The 15,147-nt window shown below is 62.0% G+C and carries 15 protein-coding genes and 1 pseudogene; 6 read left to right on the forward strand and 10 right to left on the reverse strand.

Annotated features, from left to right (window positions below; all coding sequences use genetic code 11):
- Window positions 1-29: 29 nt before the first annotated feature.
- The 8 genes from cysW to IEX53_RS07850 form a co-directional block, all read right to left on the reverse strand.
- Window positions 30-914: a sulfate ABC transporter permease subunit CysW gene (gene cysW, locus IEX53_RS07815; RefSeq protein ID WP_373288607.1), complete on the reverse strand. Its 885-nt coding sequence runs from the start codon at window positions 912-914 to the stop codon at window positions 30-32.
- On the reverse strand, window positions 898-1,764 hold the full coding sequence (gene cysT, locus IEX53_RS07820) for a sulfate ABC transporter permease subunit CysT (protein WP_188823123.1): 867 nt from the start codon (window positions 1,762-1,764) through the stop codon (window positions 898-900). The genes cysW and cysT overlap by 17 nt, the downstream gene beginning before the upstream one ends.
- Window positions 1,765-1,854: 90 nt before the next feature.
- A complete protein-coding gene (locus IEX53_RS07825; RefSeq protein WP_188823125.1) occupies window positions 1,855-2,883 on the reverse strand; it encodes a sulfate ABC transporter substrate-binding protein in 1,029 nt (342 codons plus the stop codon).
- A 216-nt stretch (window positions 2,884-3,099) separates the two neighbouring features.
- Window positions 3,100-3,282, reverse strand: coding sequence for a hypothetical protein (locus tag IEX53_RS07830; RefSeq protein WP_188823127.1), 183 nt, complete (start codon window positions 3,280-3,282; stop codon window positions 3,100-3,102).
- A 142-nt stretch (window positions 3,283-3,424) separates the two neighbouring features.
- The gene (locus IEX53_RS07835) at window positions 3,425-3,595 is read right to left on the reverse strand and encodes a hypothetical protein (protein WP_188823128.1); all 171 of its coding nucleotides are present in this window, start codon (window positions 3,593-3,595) and stop codon (window positions 3,425-3,427) included.
- A 314-nt stretch (window positions 3,596-3,909) separates the two neighbouring features.
- Entirely contained in the window at window positions 3,910-4,500 is a 591-nt protein-coding gene (locus IEX53_RS07840; protein WP_188823130.1) for an SCO family protein, read from the reverse strand.
- Window positions 4,500-5,477 carry a DUF1775 domain-containing protein gene (locus IEX53_RS07845; RefSeq protein WP_188823495.1) on the reverse strand — a complete coding sequence of 326 codons (978 nt, stop codon included), beginning with the start codon at window positions 5,475-5,477 and terminating at the stop codon, window positions 4,500-4,502. Before IEX53_RS07845 ends, IEX53_RS07840 begins: the two co-directional genes overlap by 1 nt.
- Before the next feature lie 82 nt (window positions 5,478-5,559).
- Window positions 5,560-5,949 carry a hypothetical protein gene (locus IEX53_RS07850; RefSeq protein WP_188823132.1) on the reverse strand — a complete coding sequence of 130 codons (390 nt, stop codon included), beginning with the start codon at window positions 5,947-5,949 and terminating at the stop codon, window positions 5,560-5,562.
- Between the two features lie 208 nt (window positions 5,950-6,157).
- Between IEX53_RS07850 and IEX53_RS07855 the strand changes: the two genes are divergently transcribed.
- Window positions 6,158-7,345 carry an Mrp/NBP35 family ATP-binding protein gene (locus IEX53_RS07855; protein ID WP_188823134.1) on the forward strand — a complete coding sequence of 396 codons (1,188 nt, stop codon included), beginning with the start codon at window positions 6,158-6,160 and terminating at the stop codon, window positions 7,343-7,345.
- A gap of 9 nt (window positions 7,346-7,354) precedes the next feature.
- A pseudogene (locus tag IEX53_RS23840) lies at window positions 7,355-7,789 on the forward strand (GNAT family N-acetyltransferase); the annotation flags it as partial.
- Window positions 7,790-7,890: 101 nt separating this feature from the next.
- On the opposite strand, the gene IEX53_RS07865 reads toward IEX53_RS23840, so the two are convergent.
- Window positions 7,891-9,522 carry an alpha-D-glucose phosphate-specific phosphoglucomutase gene (locus IEX53_RS07865; protein WP_188823136.1) on the reverse strand — a complete coding sequence of 544 codons (1,632 nt, stop codon included), beginning with the start codon at window positions 9,520-9,522 and terminating at the stop codon, window positions 7,891-7,893.
- A gap of 227 nt (window positions 9,523-9,749) precedes the next feature.
- Window positions 9,750-10,928 carry an ROK family transcriptional regulator gene (locus IEX53_RS07870; RefSeq protein ID WP_236016100.1) on the reverse strand — a complete coding sequence of 393 codons (1,179 nt, stop codon included), beginning with the start codon at window positions 10,926-10,928 and terminating at the stop codon, window positions 9,750-9,752.
- Between the two features lie 366 nt (window positions 10,929-11,294).
- On the opposite strand from IEX53_RS07870, the gene IEX53_RS07875 reads away from it, so the two are divergent.
- The 4 genes from IEX53_RS07875 (at window position 11,295) to IEX53_RS07890 (ending at window position 15,045) form a co-directional block, all read left to right on the forward strand.
- A complete protein-coding gene (locus IEX53_RS07875; RefSeq protein ID WP_188823140.1) occupies window positions 11,295-12,317 on the forward strand; it encodes a sugar ABC transporter substrate-binding protein in 1,023 nt (340 codons plus the stop codon).
- A gap of 234 nt (window positions 12,318-12,551) precedes the next feature.
- Window positions 12,552-13,616 (forward strand): ABC transporter permease, encoded by a 1,065-nt coding sequence (locus IEX53_RS07880; protein ID WP_188823141.1) that lies wholly within the window; start codon window positions 12,552-12,554, stop codon window positions 13,614-13,616.
- Entirely contained in the window at window positions 13,592-14,410 is an 819-nt protein-coding gene (locus IEX53_RS07885) for an ATP-binding cassette domain-containing protein (protein ID WP_188823143.1), read from the forward strand. Before IEX53_RS07880 ends, IEX53_RS07885 begins: the two co-directional genes overlap by 25 nt.
- Complete coding sequence (locus IEX53_RS07890; protein ID WP_188823145.1) at window positions 14,410-15,045, forward strand: nucleoside/nucleotide kinase family protein; 636 nt, start codon at window positions 14,410-14,412, stop codon at window positions 15,043-15,045. The genes IEX53_RS07885 and IEX53_RS07890 overlap by 1 nt, the downstream gene beginning before the upstream one ends.
- The last annotated feature ends 102 nt before the right edge of the window (window positions 15,046-15,147 follow it).

A 15,147-nucleotide genomic window follows, 5' to 3' on the forward strand; every position in this document is an offset into this window, starting at 1 on the left:
TCAGCGCATGATCTGCCGGATCACGCTACTCAACTTGCCGCAAGCTCGGCGCTGTACCGCATCTCCAGAAGCGATTTCAGAACCAGCGTGACGAGCGCGAGCAGGGCAAGCAGCGACGCCACCGCGAAGGCGGCGACGAAGTTATATTCGTTATAGAGAATTTCCACATGCAGCGGCATGGTGTTGGTCAACCCGCGTATGTGGCCGGAAACCACCGACACCGCTCCGAACTCGCCCATGGCGCGGGCGTTGCAGAGAAGCGTGCCATAGAGCAGGCCCCATTTGATATTGGGCAGCGTGACATAGCGGAAGGTCTGCCAGCCGCTCGCGCCCAGGGACAGCGCCGCCTCCTCGTCGCCCGTACCCTGCTCCTGCATCAGCGGGATCAACTCGCGCGCGACGAAGGGAAAGGTGACGAAGATCGTCGCCAGCACGATACCCGGCACGGCGAACAGCACCTCGATGCCGTGGCTCTTGAGCCAGGGGCCGAGCACACTGTGGCTGCCGAAGAGGAGCACGAAGACGAGGCCGGAAATGACCGGCGAAATCGAAAACGGCAGGTCGATGAGCGTGGTCAGAAACGCCTTGCCCTTGAACTCATATTTAGCGATGGCCCAGGCGGCAGCCACGCCGAAGACGAGATTGAGCGGCACGGCGATGGCCGCCACCAGCAAGGTCAGGCGAATGGCGGCAAGGGCATCCGGCTCGATGAGCGAGGCGATATATTCGCCAGGCCCCTTCCGGAACGCCTCGACGAAAACCGAGACGAGCGGCAGCAGCAGGAACAGCACGAGGAAAACGAACGCCACCGCCATAAGCCCATAGCGCGCAGCGGGGCTTTCCGTCACCGCGCTGTGGCGCGCGGGATGGCTTGCGCGCCGCCTCACCTTCACAGGACTAGGCGCCATAGCCATACCTCCTGCGGCTCCACGCCTGGATGAGATTGATGAGGAACAGCATGACGAAGGCGATGATCAGCATGATCGTCGCCACGGCGGTTGCGCCGGCATAATCATATTCCTCTAACCGGATGACGATCAGCAGCGGCGCGATTTCCGTCTGGTATGGCGTATTGCCGGCGATGAAGATAACGGAGCCATATTCGCCGACGGCACGGGCAAAGGCGAGCGCGAAGCCTGTGAGGATGGCGGGTTGCAGACCCGGCAGGAGCACGCGCCAGATCGTCTGGAACCGGCTCGCGCCCAGCGTTGCCGCCGCTTCCTCGATCTCGCGATTAATCTCCTCCATGACCGGCTGCACGGTGCGCACGACGAAGGGCAGTCCGATAAAGGTGAGCGCCACGATGATGCCGAGCTTGGTGAAGGCGATGCGCAGGTCCAGCGGGGCGACGAGGCTGCCGATCCAGCCATTGGGGGCGTAGAGGGCCGTGAGCGCGATGCCGGCGACGGCGGTAGGCAGCGCGAAGGGCAGGTCGACGATCGCGTCGATGAAACGACGCCCCGGAAAGCGGTAGCGCACCAGCACCCAGGCGACAATGACGCCGAACACTGCATTGATGAGCGCCGCGACCAGCGACGTGCCGAAGCTCGTTTCCAGCGCGCGCAGCGTGCGCAAATCGGTGGCGATGGCCCAGAAGCCGGACCAGCCGAGCCCCGCCGTGCGCCATACGAGTGCGGAGAGCGGGATCAGGATGATGAGTGTCAGGTAGGCAAGCGTAAAGCCGAGCGTCAGCCCGAAACCGGGAATGATGCTTGGCCTTTTCCACTGCCATCCTGCCCGCGATGCGACAGGAATGGTCGTCATATCATTTCGTTCCCCGCTGCCCTTTTCGTTTATCGGTTGTCTTCACCGCAACCATTTAACACTGAGCACAATACTCCGGTTGTTATTGTACTATTTGCCGGGCTTGTAGATCTGGTCGAAGGTGCCGCCATCGCCGAAGTGATAGGGCTGCGCCTTGGCCCATCCGCCGAAAATGGGATCATCGATCGTCACCAGCGTCAAGTCCGGAAGTTTGGCGCGCTCTTCCGCCGGGACGAGCTCCGGCTTGGACGGGCGGTAGAAATGCTTCGCGGCGATGCGCTGGCCTTCCTCCGAATAGAGATATTTCAGATATTCCTCCGCCACCTTGCGCGTGCCTTTGCTATCGACGTTCTTGTCCACCACGGCGACAGGCGGCTCGGCCAGGATCGATTGCGGCGGCACGACGATGTCGAAGGCGTCGGCCCCGAATTCGGCGACCGAGAGATAAGCCTCATTCTCCCAGGCCAGCAGCACGTCGCCGAGCTGGCGCTGGACGAAAGTGGTGGTCGCGCCGCGCGCGCCGGTGTCGAGTACCGGCACATGCTTGAAGAGATCGGCCACATATTGCTTTATCTTCGCTTCATCGCCGCCATATTGCTTGTAGGCCCAGGCCCAGGCGGCGAGATAGTTCCAGCGTGCGCCGCCCGAGGTCTTCGGGTTCGGCGTGATGACCTCGACGCCGTCCTTGATCAGATCGCCCCAGTCCTTGATGCCCTTGGGGTTACCCTTGCGGGTAAGGAACACGATGGTCGAGGTGTAGGGAGCGGAATTGTTGGGCAGGCGCTGGCGCCAGTTCGCATCGATCTTGCCGGTTTGCTTGACGATCGCCGTGATGTCGCTTTCGAGCGCCAGCGTCACCACATCGGCATCGATGCCGTCGATGACGGAGCGCGCCTGCTTGCCCGAGCCGCCATGGGAGGTGCGGATCGTCACGTCCTCGCCAGTCTCGGCCTTCCAGTGCTTGGCGAAAGCGGCGTTGTAATCTTTGTAGAGCTCGCGGGTCGGATCGTAGGAAACGTTGAGGATGGCCTGGTCGGCATAGGCTCCGGGAACCGCGCCGAAAACGGCGACGCCTGCGAGCAGCGCCGCGAAGGGGATGGACAGACTGTATCGAGCCATTGCGCTATCTCCGTGCTGATGCCCTGTCTTGGCCGCGTGAATTGTGCCAGATCATGCTCGCAAAGGCTATCAATGACGAAAGAAAGCGTGAACGCTATAAACCACCTATTTTGGTGGAATTTAAAAAAATTATCCTCCTCTGGTGGGGGAGTAGGGGAATAAGTGAGTACGGGAATAGGGAAAGAGATATTGCCCGGAGGTCCGCGGCATACTTCTTTATTCCCTTATTCCCTTATTCCCCTGATCGGCATAAGCGAACTGCACCATCGCCATATCATGGGCTTGTGAGAACTCGGTCCTGTGCGGGCTGCGGTCCGCCAGCGCCGGCGCGATAAGCGCCGCCACGGTGAGCGCGGCAGCGGCGGCAATGCCGAGACGTCTTTCGGTGCGTGAATTCATCTCGTGTCTTCCTTCGTTCAATAACAGCGAAACGCCTTCAATGCCGTCGCACAGGATTCAGGCGGCAAAGTCTGACGAAAATCGGTCGGAGGATCGGCGAAAATGCGGGAAGCCGGCGGGCAATTGGTCGCAGCCGCATAGGTCACACCCACTGCCCGGCAGGCTTGTGCGTATTGCACCATGAGCGGGGCAAATAGCGTCCGCCAAGGCGCGAAATCTCCGGCTTCAAGCCGGGACGGTCGCTCGGTTTGAGATCGAGCTGCCAGGAAAGCCCATCCACCGCCGCGACGCGGTGGGAATCAAGACCAATCATCAGGTCCTCCAATCGAAAGGGTTCAAGGCCCAGACATCAAAGGTTAAAGCGCAATCACGCGCATCCATATAAAGCCCTGAGTTCAACCGGGAGTCAACGCTGATTTTATTAAAGTGTTTAAATTTCAATAAGTTAGAATTATTCTAGAGTATTATAGTCATATTATATGAACTGCTGAGGTAAGCCCCTCACCCTTACCCTCTCCCCGTGAAGGACGGGGAGAGGGGGACATAGACGTTGCCGCCTCTTCCTTCTCCCCGCGTGCGGGGAGAAGGTCCGGCAGGGGATGAGGGGCATTCCACGGCATATGCTATTTAACCCGCCACCAGATTCTTGAGTTTCTCCAGCGCCGTATCGGGGTTTTCCTCGAAGGCGATGGTGCCCTTCAGCCGGCCATTGCGGTCGATCAGGAAGAGCGAAGCGGTGTGGTCCATCGTGTAGCCGCCATCATCGAGCGGCACCTTGCGGGCAAACACCTTCCATCCCGCGACCACCTTGGCGATTTCCGTGGGATCGCCGGTGATGCCGGTGATGCGGTTGGTGAAATTGCCGGTATAGGCCTTCATGATCTCGGGCGTGTCGCGTTCCGGATCGACGCTGATGAAGAAGGCGCGCAAATCCTTGCCCTGCTCGCCCAGCTTGTCGAGAAGACCCGCGAGTTCATAGAGCGTCGTCGGGCATACATCCGGGCAATGGGTGAAGCCGAAGAACATCACGGTCGGATGGCCCGCGAAGGCTGTCTCGGTGATCGGCTTGCCGTCATGATCGATGAGGTTGAACGAAGCGCCCAGTTCCGCCGGCCTGACGGAGGGCTGGAACTTACCATAGCCATAGACGGCGGCGAGCAGCAGGCAAAGGGCGGCTACCGCCGCCCAAAGCCCGTAACGGATGACCCTGACGCCCATCAGTGCTGGTGTTCCGAGGAGGAGGCGCCTGCGGGGCCGACCCTGAAGGTCACGTCCACCTTGCCGGCCTTCTCGAATTCAAGCGTGACAGGCACGGTCTCGCCTTCCCTAAACGGCTTCACCACATCCATGAACATGATATGGAGGCCGCCGGGCTTCAGTTCGACCGTTCCGCCCGCGGGCACGGCGATGCCCTCCTTCAACTGGCGCATCTTCATGATGTCGTTCTCCATGGTCATCTCATGGATCTCGACGCGTTTCGCGGCTGGCGACGTTGCGGCGACGAGCCTGTCGGCCTCGCTACCGCCATTGACGAGCTTGACGAAGCCGCCGCCGACCTTCGCTCCCGGCACCATGGCGCGGACGAACGCACCGGAAATCTCGACAGAGCCTGCCTTGACCACAGCCTTGTCCGCGCCGCCGTGAGCGCCGTGCCCGGCGTGCTCATCGGCAGCAGCGGCAGCGAGAACCTTTAATTGCGGCGCGGGGTTCTTCAGATCGTGCGGGTTCTGCCCTTCGGCGGGGATTTCCGTCCAGGCGACGGACGCATCCGATCCGCACAATTGGGTGGCGGGGAAATAGAGCACCGTATCCTTATCGAAATTCGCGAGTCGCCCGACGACGACGAACTCGTCATAGAAATCGTCCGGCAGGCTGCCATCCGTCCAGCGAACCTCGACCACGCCAGAGCGCACTTCCTTGCCATGGACCGTGTAGCTCTTCTGGTAATCGCCCTTCACCGTTTCCACCTTCCAGCCGGCTTTCGGCATGGGCTGGGCCGAGACGAAACCTTCCGGCAACTTGATGCTGACGGCGGTGGTCGCCTTGCCGTCGCAGCCATGGGGAACGCGAAGAACGGCCTTGTAGGAGGCGCCTGCCTTGGCCTCGCCTTTTTCGAGCGTGGCATGGGCATGAGCGACGGCGGACAGGCCGGCGAAGGCCATGAGGGTTGCCGCGAAGGCGGCGGAGGGAATCATTTTCATCGTCTGTTTCCTGAAATGGAGATGCGTGGCGGCCATGCGCGAGCAGCCGCGCAGAGCCGGGATAATGCAGGTCAGGTCAAACGAAGGGCGGGGCTTGCGGCGGGGCCGAAGGCGGGTAGCTATCGCGCCGGATGACAGGAACCACCGCAACGCGCGCGACGATTTCACCTGCGATTATGGTCGGGCCGGAAGCTTTCGGTGGAACAGGGCAATCGATTGCCGAGGAGATGCGGCATGCCTCGCAACCCTGGCCGTAGAAATGGTTATCATGGCCGCCATGGTCGTCATCATCGCCCGAGGGCAGGCAGAGAATGGGGACCGTGCCGTCAGGCAAGGTATAGACGGCCAAATCATAGCCGTTGCCGGGTCCGAGATCGATGGGCTTGTGTGCGAATGCGATGAGAACGAGCGCAAGAGCGCATAGAAAGCGCACCATGTTCCGCCCGTTCAAGAGAATGTCGCGCATCGGCCTGCCTTTATTCACATCCTTGCTGATAACGCACGAGCAGGCGCTTTGGAATGCGACAAACGCGAGCAGTTTGGTTTCGCGCAAACAGGAGGAGGAAAATCGCCATGCGCGCCCAAAATGCCGCAACTCTTTACCGGGCGCACCATTGGCCTTTGTGCCGAACTGCATTATCTCAGGCGCACGGAATTCAAGAACGGTTCAAAACATGACAGGCGTAACGCGCGAAAAGGTTCTCGAGCGGCTCAAAAGCGTAATCGGGCCGGATTTTCAGAGCGACATCGTCACGCTCGGCCTCGTCTCGGATATTTTCATTGCCGATGGCAAGGTCTTCTTTTCCATCACCGTGCCCGCAGAACGGGCGCAGGCGCTCGAGCCCTTGCGCGCTGCAGCCGAGCGGGCGGTGAAGGAGATGCCGGGCGTCGCTGGCGCGCTGGTGACGCTGACGGCGGAAAAGAAGGGCGGGAAGACCAGCGACGACGCTCCCCCTCCTCCCCGCGTCGCCGCGCGGCATATTCCGCAGCGGGCCGCACCATCAGGCGCGACGCCTCCCCCGCGCGTGCCGCGCCCTCAGACAGCTTCCAAGCCCGGCATTCCCGGCGTCGGCGCGATCATCGCGGTGGCGTCCGGCAAGGGCGGCGTCGGCAAATCGACCACGGCGGTGAATCTGGCGCTGGGATTGAGCGCCAACGGCCTGAAGGTGGGCATTCTCGACGCTGATGTCTACGGCCCGTCCATGCCGCGCCTCCTCGGCATTTCGGGCAAGCCGGAAACGGTTTCCGGGCGCGTCATGAAGCCGATGGAGAATTACGGGCTCAAGGCGATGTCGATCGGCTTCCTCGTCGAAGAGGAGACGCCTATGGTCTGGCGCGGACCGATGGTGATGTCGGCGCTGACGCAGATGCTGCGCGAGGTGGAATGGGGCGAGCTCGACGTGCTCGTGGTCGACATGCCGCCCGGAACGGGTGACGCGCAGCTGACCATGGCGCAGCAGGTGCCGCTCGCCGGCGCCGTCATCGTCTCGACGCCGCAGGACCTCGCGCTTATCGATGCGCGCAAGGGCCTCCACATGTTCCGCAAGGTGGATGTGCCGCTCCTCGGGATCGTCGAGAATATGAGCTATTTCATCGCGCCCGACACCGGCAAGCGCTACGACATTTTCGGCCATGGCGGCGCGCGGAAAGAAGCGGAGCGCCTCGGCGTGCCATTCCTCGGCGAGGTGCCGCTGCACATGGATATTCGCGAGACATCGGATGCGGGAACGCCCGTCACTGTCAGCGAACCGGACGGCGTCCACGCGAAAATCTATCGCGACATCGCCGCCAAGGTCTGGCAGGGCGTGGAAGCAGCCCGCGCGACGCAGACGAGACAAGCTCCGGCGATTGTGTTCGAATAGGCAGCGCGCATGGTGCTGAGGATAGAACCTCTCGACCGGCACAATCTGGAGCAGGTGGGGCAAGTCGACGGCGCATCCGTCGTCGATGCCGAGCTCGCCCTCTCCTTCGAGGCGGGCTCATTTCACCATAAGCTTATCCCCGTCACCCCTTATACGAAACGTTACGGGGAGCCGGAGGCGCTATCCGACTATCTGGATGCGTCGGACAGCGCGGGCTTCATCGCGTATCTCGATGGCCGTCCGGCGGGCTATGTTCTCATTCGCGAAAACTGGAACCGTTTCGCGCTGATCGACGATATTGCCGTGGACGCAAATTGCCGCCGCAATGGAGTCGGGCGGGCGCTCCTCGAAAAGGCCGGTTCATGGGCGGAAGCTCGAAAACTGCCCGGCCTGATGCTGGAAACCCAGAGCAATAATGTCGCCGCCTGCCGGCTTTACGAGGCCTGCGGCTTCATCCTCGGCGGCTTCGATCGCCTTCTTTACACCGGGGAAAACCCCAAGACGACCGAGACAGCCCTGTTCTGGTATCGGAGGCTCGAGGGCCGTCAGGTAATCACGCTCGGCGCGTTACGTCCGGTCCACTCCCGCATATTGGCGATATTCTCCGCTGCCTTGATCAGATCGGCCAGGGCTTGCTGTGTTTCGATGTTCTGCCGCGCCGGGTCCGGCTCGTAGCGCTCGATATAGACGCGGAGGGTTGCGCCCGAGGTGCCGGTGCCGGACAGGCGGTAGACAATGCGGGAGCCGCCCTTGAAGAAGACGCGGATGCCCTGGTGCTCGCTCACAGAATGATCGACCGGATCGTGATAGGCGAAGTCGTCGGCGCTTTCGACGATGAGGCCGCCATAGGACGTGCCGCCCAGCGTCATCAGCCGCCCGCGCAGATCGGTGATCAGGTTGTTGGCCGCGCCGGTATCCAGTTCCTCGTAATCATGGCGGGAGTAATAGTTGCGGCCATAGGTGCGCCAATGCTCCTCGACGATTTCGCGCACGCTCTGCCGGCGCACCGCGAGGATGTTGAGCCAGAGCAGCACAGCCCAGAGCCCGTCCTTCTCGCGCACATGGTTCGACCCCGTCCCCGAGCTTTCCTCGCCGCAGATCGTTACCAGGCCGGCATCGAGCAGATTGCCGAAGAATTTCCAGCCGGTCGGCGTTTCATACATGCCGATGCCAAGCTTTTCCGCCACCCGGTCGGCGGCGCGGCTCGTCGGCATGGAGCGGGCGATACCGGAGATGCCGGCCTTGTAGCCAGGGGCGAGATGCGCGTTGGCGGCGAGTATTGCCAGCGAGTCCGATGGCGTGACGAAGATGCCGCGCCCGATGATCATGTTGCGGTCGCCGTCGCCGTCGGACGCCGCGCCGAAATCCGGCGCTTGCGGCGACATCATCAGGTCGTAGAGTTCCTTGGCATAGACGAGATTCGGGTCCGGGTGATGGCCGCCGAAATCGGGCAGCGGCACGAAATTGATGACGCTGCCATCAGGCGCGCCGAGGCGGCGCTCGAAAATCTCCGTCGCATAGGGGCCGGTGACGGCGTGCATGGCGTCGAAGCGCAGGGTGAAGCCGGATTGTATAAGCGCGCGGATGGCGTCGAAATCGAAAAGCTCCTCCATCAGCGCCGCGTAATCGGTGACGGGATCGATCACCTCGACCGTCATGCCGCCGAGCTTCGTTTCGCCCAATTGGTCGATGTCGATATCATCAGCGTCGATGGTCAAATAGCGGTCGATCACCTTGGAGCGGGCAAATATCGCCTCGGTCAGTTTTTCGGGCGCGGGGCCGCCATTGCCGATATTGTACTTGATGCCAAAATCGCCGTCCGGCCCGCCGGGATTGTGGCTTGCCGAAAGGATGATGCCGCCGAAGGTGCCATATTTGCGGATGAGGTTCGAGGCGGCGGGCGTCGATAGAATGCCGCCCTTGCCGACCATGACGCGTCCGAAGCCATTGGCGGCGGCCATCTTCAGCACTTTCTGAATGACGTCGCGGTTGTAGTACCGTCCATCACCGCCCAGCACCAGCGTCTTGCCCTCAAAGCCTTCGAGCGAATCGAAGATGGACTGGACGAAATTTTCCACATAGTTCGGCTGCTGGAAGACGGGCACCTTCTTGCGCAGGCCCGAGGTGCCGGGTTTCTGGTCGTCATAAGGCTTGGTGGCGATGGTCAGAACGGTCATGTGGCCCTCTGGGTTGGGAAAACGTCAATTAAAGCGTGTTGCATTTTATCGCATTCATGGAACACGCTTTAAGTTTTTGTTTTTGCGCATGTCTTTACCCCAAAACCGGTTCCCACTTTTGGGAGACATGCTTTAGCTATTGCGGATAGCATCGGTTTCCATGCCGGTCGCTTGGCACAATAGATCAAGTTTATTGTTTTGAAATAACAAATCGTGCGGCGCGGATATCAGGGCGCTACCTTGAACAGAACGCTTTGGTCGAAAAGATAGCGGTTGAAGAGCGGCAGGCTGGCGCCGCCCACTGCCTTGGCGTGAACACCGACCTTGCCCTCGACGGTCTGAGGCGCGTTTATCCCTTGCAAATCCAGCCCAGCGATGTCCTGCCGCGTCGCATCGACGATGCGGCGGCGCACCGATGCGGGAAGCCAGCCATCGATGATGGCGGCGGAGAAATCGATGATCGACGCCGCCGCGACGATCGCATGGGCAAGGTTGCGGGCGGTGAGCGCGATCCAGTCATCGACGGGGGCGCCGAAATCCTCCCAATTCTCCGGCGACAGCCAGAGGGCGGATGTATCGATACCCTTATCCTGCAACATGCGCTCCAGCACGAAGATGGAGGCCGCATCGATCAATTGCCGTGGCTTGCCGTCGAAGGTGGGCACCGGCATCGAGCCGACCGCGCCGGCATTGCCTGATCGACCGGCATAAAGCGCGTTGCCCAGCACCACGCCGCCGCCGATGAAGGAGCCGATGAAGAAATAGATGAAATCGGTAAAATCGGGACCGCGCCCGAAGGTGAGCTCCGCGCCGCAGGCGGCGGTGGCGTCGTTCTGCATGAAGACCGGAAAGGGCAGATGGGCGGTGAAATCGCGGATCAGATCGGCATTGCGCCAGGCTTCCAGATCCTCCTGCGGAGCGCCGACCTCCTCGACCCAGTTCCAGAGCTCGAAAGGAACGGCGACGCCGAGGCCGGCGATACGGCGGCGTTGCGCGATGTCGAGCGAAGCGCTGAAATGGCTGATCCCGTCGAGGGTGAATGCCCTGATCGCATCGGGCACGGGCCAGCGATAGGTCTGATGCAGGCGCATGCGGATATTGCCGACGAAATCCATCAGGATCAGCTCGGCGCTGCGCCGCCCGATCTTGAGCCCGAAGGAAAAGACGCCTTCCTCCGCAAGCCGCATCGGGGTGGAAGGCTGGCCGACGCGCCCGCGCACCCGCTCGCCCCGTGTCAGCAGCCCATCCTCCTCCAGCCCGCGGATGATGACCGAGACGGTCTGCGCCGAAAGGCCGGTGAGTCGCGCAATCTCCGCCCGGGGCAGCGCGCCATGGCGGCGGACCAGCGACAGCACGAGGCGCTCATTATAGGCGCGCACGCCGGACTGGTTGGAGCCGCGGCCTATGGCGGGACCAGGATCGACCGCATATTCCGGCTGAAATAATCGGCTGCGTTCTTCTCCCACAGAATCAGCCTTTGGCCTGTCCACCACTAAAACACTCCGAGCTAGAGCATGATCCCGAAAAGTTGCAGACTTTTCGGAAAAGATCATGCGGGTAAACAAGACTTAGAGCGCTGTTCTGATTCTATGAATAGCGCTCTAATCGCCACATCGGGTTCAACTTGTGCATGCGGGATTAATAAATCAAGCGGATTTATTTATTGACAGCTCCCGCTTTCGCATGTTTCCCTCACGGGGAATGCGCCCGGAGCCGGCGCATGGCCAACACAATTCAGCCGGTCGATCCGGCGCATAATTCGGGAGGACTTCATGCAGAAAACGATCCTGACTTCGGCTTTCGCCACCTTCATGCTCGGCGCAGCCGCCATGCCCGCCAGTGCCGCCGAGCCCGGCGCCTGCCTCATCACCAAGACCGACACCAACCCCTTCTTCGTCAAGATGAAGGAAGGCGCGGTTGAGAAGGCCAAGGAGGTGGGCGTCAATCTCAAGACCTATGCCGGCAAGATCGACGGCGACACCGAAAGCCAGATCGCTGCGGTCGAGACCTGCATCGCCGATGGCGCGAAGGGCATCCTCATCACTGCCTCCGACACCAAGGGCATTGTGCCCAGCCTCGAAAAGGCGCGGCAGGCGGGCCTCCTCGTCATCGCGCTCGACACGCCGCTGGAACCGGCGGACGCTGCCGACGCCACCTTCGCCACCGACAATTTCAAGGCGGGCGAACTGGTCGGCAAATGGGCTGCCGGGACGCTGGGCGACAAGGCGAAGGACGCCAAGGTTGCCTTCCTCAACCTGACCGCATCGCAGCCCAGCGTGGACGTGCTGCGCGACCAGGGCTTCGACAAGGGCTTCGGCATCGACCCGAAGGACGACAAGCGCCTTGGCGATGAGGATGACGCACGCATCGTCGGGCGCGACCTGACGGACGGCAATGAGGAAGGCGGACGCCGGGCTATGGAGAACCTTCTCCAGAAGGACCCGGAAATCAATGTCGTCCACACCATCAACGAGCCGGCGGCGGCGGGCGCTTACGAAGCCCTGAAGGCGCTCGGACGCGAGAAGGACACGCTGATCGTTTCGATCGATGGCGGCTGCCCGGGTGTCAAGAACGTGCAGGAAGGCGTCATCGGGGCGACCGCGCAGCAATATCCGCTGCAGATGGCCGCGCTCGGCATTGAGGCGATCAAGAAATTCGCCGAGACGGGCGAAAAGCCCAAGCCGACCGAAGGCAAGAATTTCGTGGATACGGGCGTGGAGCTTGTGACCGACAAGCCGGTTCCGGGCCTGCCCTCCATCGACACGAAAACTGCGCTGGCGAAGTGCTGGGGGTGACGCTTCACCACTCCCTCCCCCTTGCGGGGAGGGTGGCCCGAAGGGCCGGGTGGGGGCGGTAGAGGCAGCGCGCGACGGGTTACTTTTAAGCCCAATTGTTTGGCCGCGTATCCGTCTCCGCATGGTTCTTAGCTTTTCGAAACCACCTCTATCACCACCACCCCCATCCGCCCGCTAACGCGGGCACCTTCCCCGCAAGGGGGAAGGAGGGCGTTTGCATATGAGGGAACCGCCATGACCCAACCAACCCAAGAATTCGAGCGTGTGCTCTCCGGCAGCGCGAAGGAGGTCGCGTCCTTCGAAGGGAGCAACAAGACGTTCCTGCAGCGGGCGCGGGAGTTCCTGCATGGCAATCCCGCCGCCGTGCCGCTGATCGTGCTTTTGGCGTCGCTCGTCATTTTCGGCCTGCTGGTAGGCTCGAAATTCTTTTCCGCCTTCGCGCTGACGCTCATTCTCCAGCAGGTTGCGATAACAGGCATTGTCGCGGTGGCGCAGACGCTGGTGATCCTGACGGCGGGCATCGACCTCTCGGTCGGGGCGATCATGGTGCTCTCCTCCGTCGTCATGGGGCAGTTCACCTTCCGCTACGGCCTGCCGCCGGAACTCGCCATTCTCTGCGGTTTCGCGGTGGGGGCGCTGTGCGGCTTCATCAACGGCTTCCTCGTCGCTTATCTGCGGCTCCCCCCCTTCATCGTCACGCTCGGCATGTGGCAGGTGATCCTGGCGACGAACTTCCTCTATTCGGCCAACGAGACCATCCGCGCGCAGGAGATCAGTACCAACGCGCCGATCCTGCAATTCTTCGGCGAGAATGTCCGCGTGGGCGGCGCGGTGTTCACCTATGGCGTCATCGTCCTCGTCGCGCTCGTCCTTCTGCTCTGGTATGTGCTCAACCACACCGCATGGGGGCGGCATGTCTATGCCATCGGCGACGATCCGGACGCAGCCGAACTCTCCGGCGTGCGGGTGAAGCCCATTCTCCTTTCCGTCTACGTGCTCTCCGGCCTCATATGCGCTCTCGCCGGCTGGGCGATGATCGGGCGGCTCGGCTCGGTGTCGCCGACAGCGGGACAATTCGCCAATATCGAATCGATCACGGCTGTTGTCATCGGCGGCATCTCGCTCTTCGGCGGGCGCGGCTCGATCCTCGGCACCATGTTCGGCGCGCTCATCGTCGGCGTGTTTGCGCTGGGCCTGCGGCTGTGGGGCACCGACCCGCAATGGACCTATCTGATGATCGGCCTCCTCATCATCGCAGCCGTCGCAATCGACCAATGGATCAGAAAGGCAGCGGCATGACCTCTCAACCCATCCTTTCCGCACCCATTCTTTCTGCGAGGGGCCTCGTCAAGCGCTATGGCCGGGTCACGGCGCTCGATCATGCCGATTTCGACCTCTATCCCGGTGAAGTCCTCGCCGTCATCGGCGACAATGGCGCAGGCAAGTCCAGCCTCATCAAGGCGCTTTCGGGCGCGGTGACTCCCGACGAAGGGGAAATCCAGCTCGACGGCAAGCCGGTCCATTTCCGCTCGCCCATGGATGCGCGGGCGGCGGGCATCGAGACGGTCTACCAGAACCTGGCGCTGTCCCCTGCCCTCTCCATCGCCGACAACATGTTCCTGGGCCGCGAGATCCGCAAGCCCGGCGTGCTCGGCCGCGTCTTCCGCATGCTCGACCGCCCGGCCATGGAGCGGACGGCGCGCGAGAAGCTTTCCGAGCTGGGGCTGATGACGATCCAAAATATCAGCCAATCCGTGGAGACGCTTTCCGGCGGGCAGCGGCAGGGCGTTGCGGTGGCGCGCGCCGCCGCCTTCGGCTCCAAGGTCGTCATCATGGATGAGCCGACCGCGGCGCTTGGCGTCAAGGAATCGCGGCGCGTGCTCGATTTGATCCAGGATGTAAAGGCGCGCGGGTTACCCATCGTGCTCATCTCGCACAACATGCCGCATGTCTTCGAAGTGGCGGACCGCATCCATATCCACCGCCTCGGAAAGAGGCTCTGCGTGATCAAGCCCTCCGACTATTCCATGTCGGACGCGGTGGCGCTGATGACCGGCGCGATGAAGCCACCGGCGGAAGGTCTCGCGGCCTGATGGAGCGAATCGACCGAGATCAACTGCCCGCGGCCATCCTGTCGCGGGTGAGAGAAGGCGAACGCCTGCTCCTCGCCATCGCCGGCCCGCCCGGCGCGGGCAAATCGACGCTGGCCGAACAATTGCGCGATGCGCTCAACAAAGGCGGCGACGGGCCTTCGGCCATCGTGCCGATGGATGGCTTTCATCTCGACAATGCCATTCTCGACCGGCTGAACTTGCGCAGCCGCAAGGGCTCGCCGCCGACCTTCGATTGCGCCGGTTTCGAGATGCTGCTGGGGCGGCTCAAGACGGCGGATGAGGATATCGTCATCCCCGTCTTCGACCGGACGCTCGATCTCGCCCGTGCGGGAGGGGCCATTGTCGAGGCGCGCCATCGCATCCTCATCGTCGAGGGCAACTACCTGCTGCTCGATGAGGCGCCGTGGCGCCGTCTTCACGGCCTCTTCGACATGACGGTCTTCCTCGACGTGCCGTTTGTGGAACTGGAGCGGCGGCTCATCCAGCGCTGGCTCGACCATGACCATACGCTTGAAGAGGCGCGGGAGCGTGCGCTTTCCAACGATATTCCCAATGCGCAACTCACCGTCACGGCGTCGCGATCGGCGGATTATGTAGTCCGCACAGAGAGTTGATGGAACGGCTGCGGCGTTTAGAGCCTTTCCTTCGCACTTGCTGCATGATTAATACAGCGGGCCGAACCGGCGCGCTTCTCCCGGCGCGCCAAAGCAATAACC

The organism is Paramesorhizobium endophyticum (assembly GCF_014640615.1).
Classification (GTDB): Bacteria; Pseudomonadota; Alphaproteobacteria; order Rhizobiales; family Rhizobiaceae; genus Paramesorhizobium; species Paramesorhizobium endophyticum.

What these genes read in the sequence shown, in the direction of transcription:
- IEX53_RS07885 (WP_188823143.1), top strand. Translation starts at nt 13,592, where the DNA reads ATGGATCAGAAAGGCAGCGGCATGACCTCTCAACCCATCCTTTCCGCA.
- IEX53_RS07840 (WP_188823130.1), bottom strand. Translation starts at nt 4,500, where the DNA reads ATGGGCGTCAGGGTCATCCGTTACGGGCTTTGGGCGGCGGTAGCCGCC.
- IEX53_RS07825 (WP_188823125.1), bottom strand. Translation starts at nt 2,883, where the DNA reads ATGGCTCGATACAGTCTGTCCATCCCCTTCGCGGCGCTGCTCGCAGGC.
- IEX53_RS07830 (WP_188823127.1), bottom strand. Translation starts at nt 3,282, where the DNA reads ATGAATTCACGCACCGAAAGACGTCTCGGCATTGCCGCCGCTGCCGCG.
- IEX53_RS07845 (WP_188823495.1), bottom strand. Translation starts at nt 5,477, where the DNA reads ATGATTCCCTCCGCCGCCTTCGCGGCAACCCTCATGGCCTTCGCCGGC.
- IEX53_RS07890 (WP_188823145.1), top strand. Translation starts at nt 14,410, where the DNA reads ATGGAGCGAATCGACCGAGATCAACTGCCCGCGGCCATCCTGTCGCGG.
- IEX53_RS07865 (WP_188823136.1), bottom strand. Translation starts at nt 9,522, where the DNA reads ATGACCGTTCTGACCATCGCCACCAAGCCTTATGACGACCAGAAACCC.
- IEX53_RS07875 (WP_188823140.1), top strand. Translation starts at nt 11,295, where the DNA reads ATGCAGAAAACGATCCTGACTTCGGCTTTCGCCACCTTCATGCTCGGC.
- IEX53_RS07855 (WP_188823134.1), top strand. Translation starts at nt 6,158, where the DNA reads ATGACAGGCGTAACGCGCGAAAAGGTTCTCGAGCGGCTCAAAAGCGTA.
- IEX53_RS07850 (WP_188823132.1), bottom strand. Translation starts at nt 5,949, where the DNA reads ATGCGCGACATTCTCTTGAACGGGCGGAACATGGTGCGCTTTCTATGC.
- cysT (WP_188823123.1), bottom strand. Translation starts at nt 1,764, where the DNA reads ATGACGACCATTCCTGTCGCATCGCGGGCAGGATGGCAGTGGAAAAGG.
- cysW (WP_373288607.1), bottom strand. Translation starts at nt 914, where the DNA reads ATGGCTATGGCGCCTAGTCCTGTGAAGGTGAGGCGGCGCGCAAGCCAT.
- IEX53_RS07835 (WP_188823128.1), bottom strand. Translation starts at nt 3,595, where the DNA reads ATGATTGGTCTTGATTCCCACCGCGTCGCGGCGGTGGATGGGCTTTCC.
- IEX53_RS07880 (WP_188823141.1), top strand. Translation starts at nt 12,552, where the DNA reads ATGACCCAACCAACCCAAGAATTCGAGCGTGTGCTCTCCGGCAGCGCG.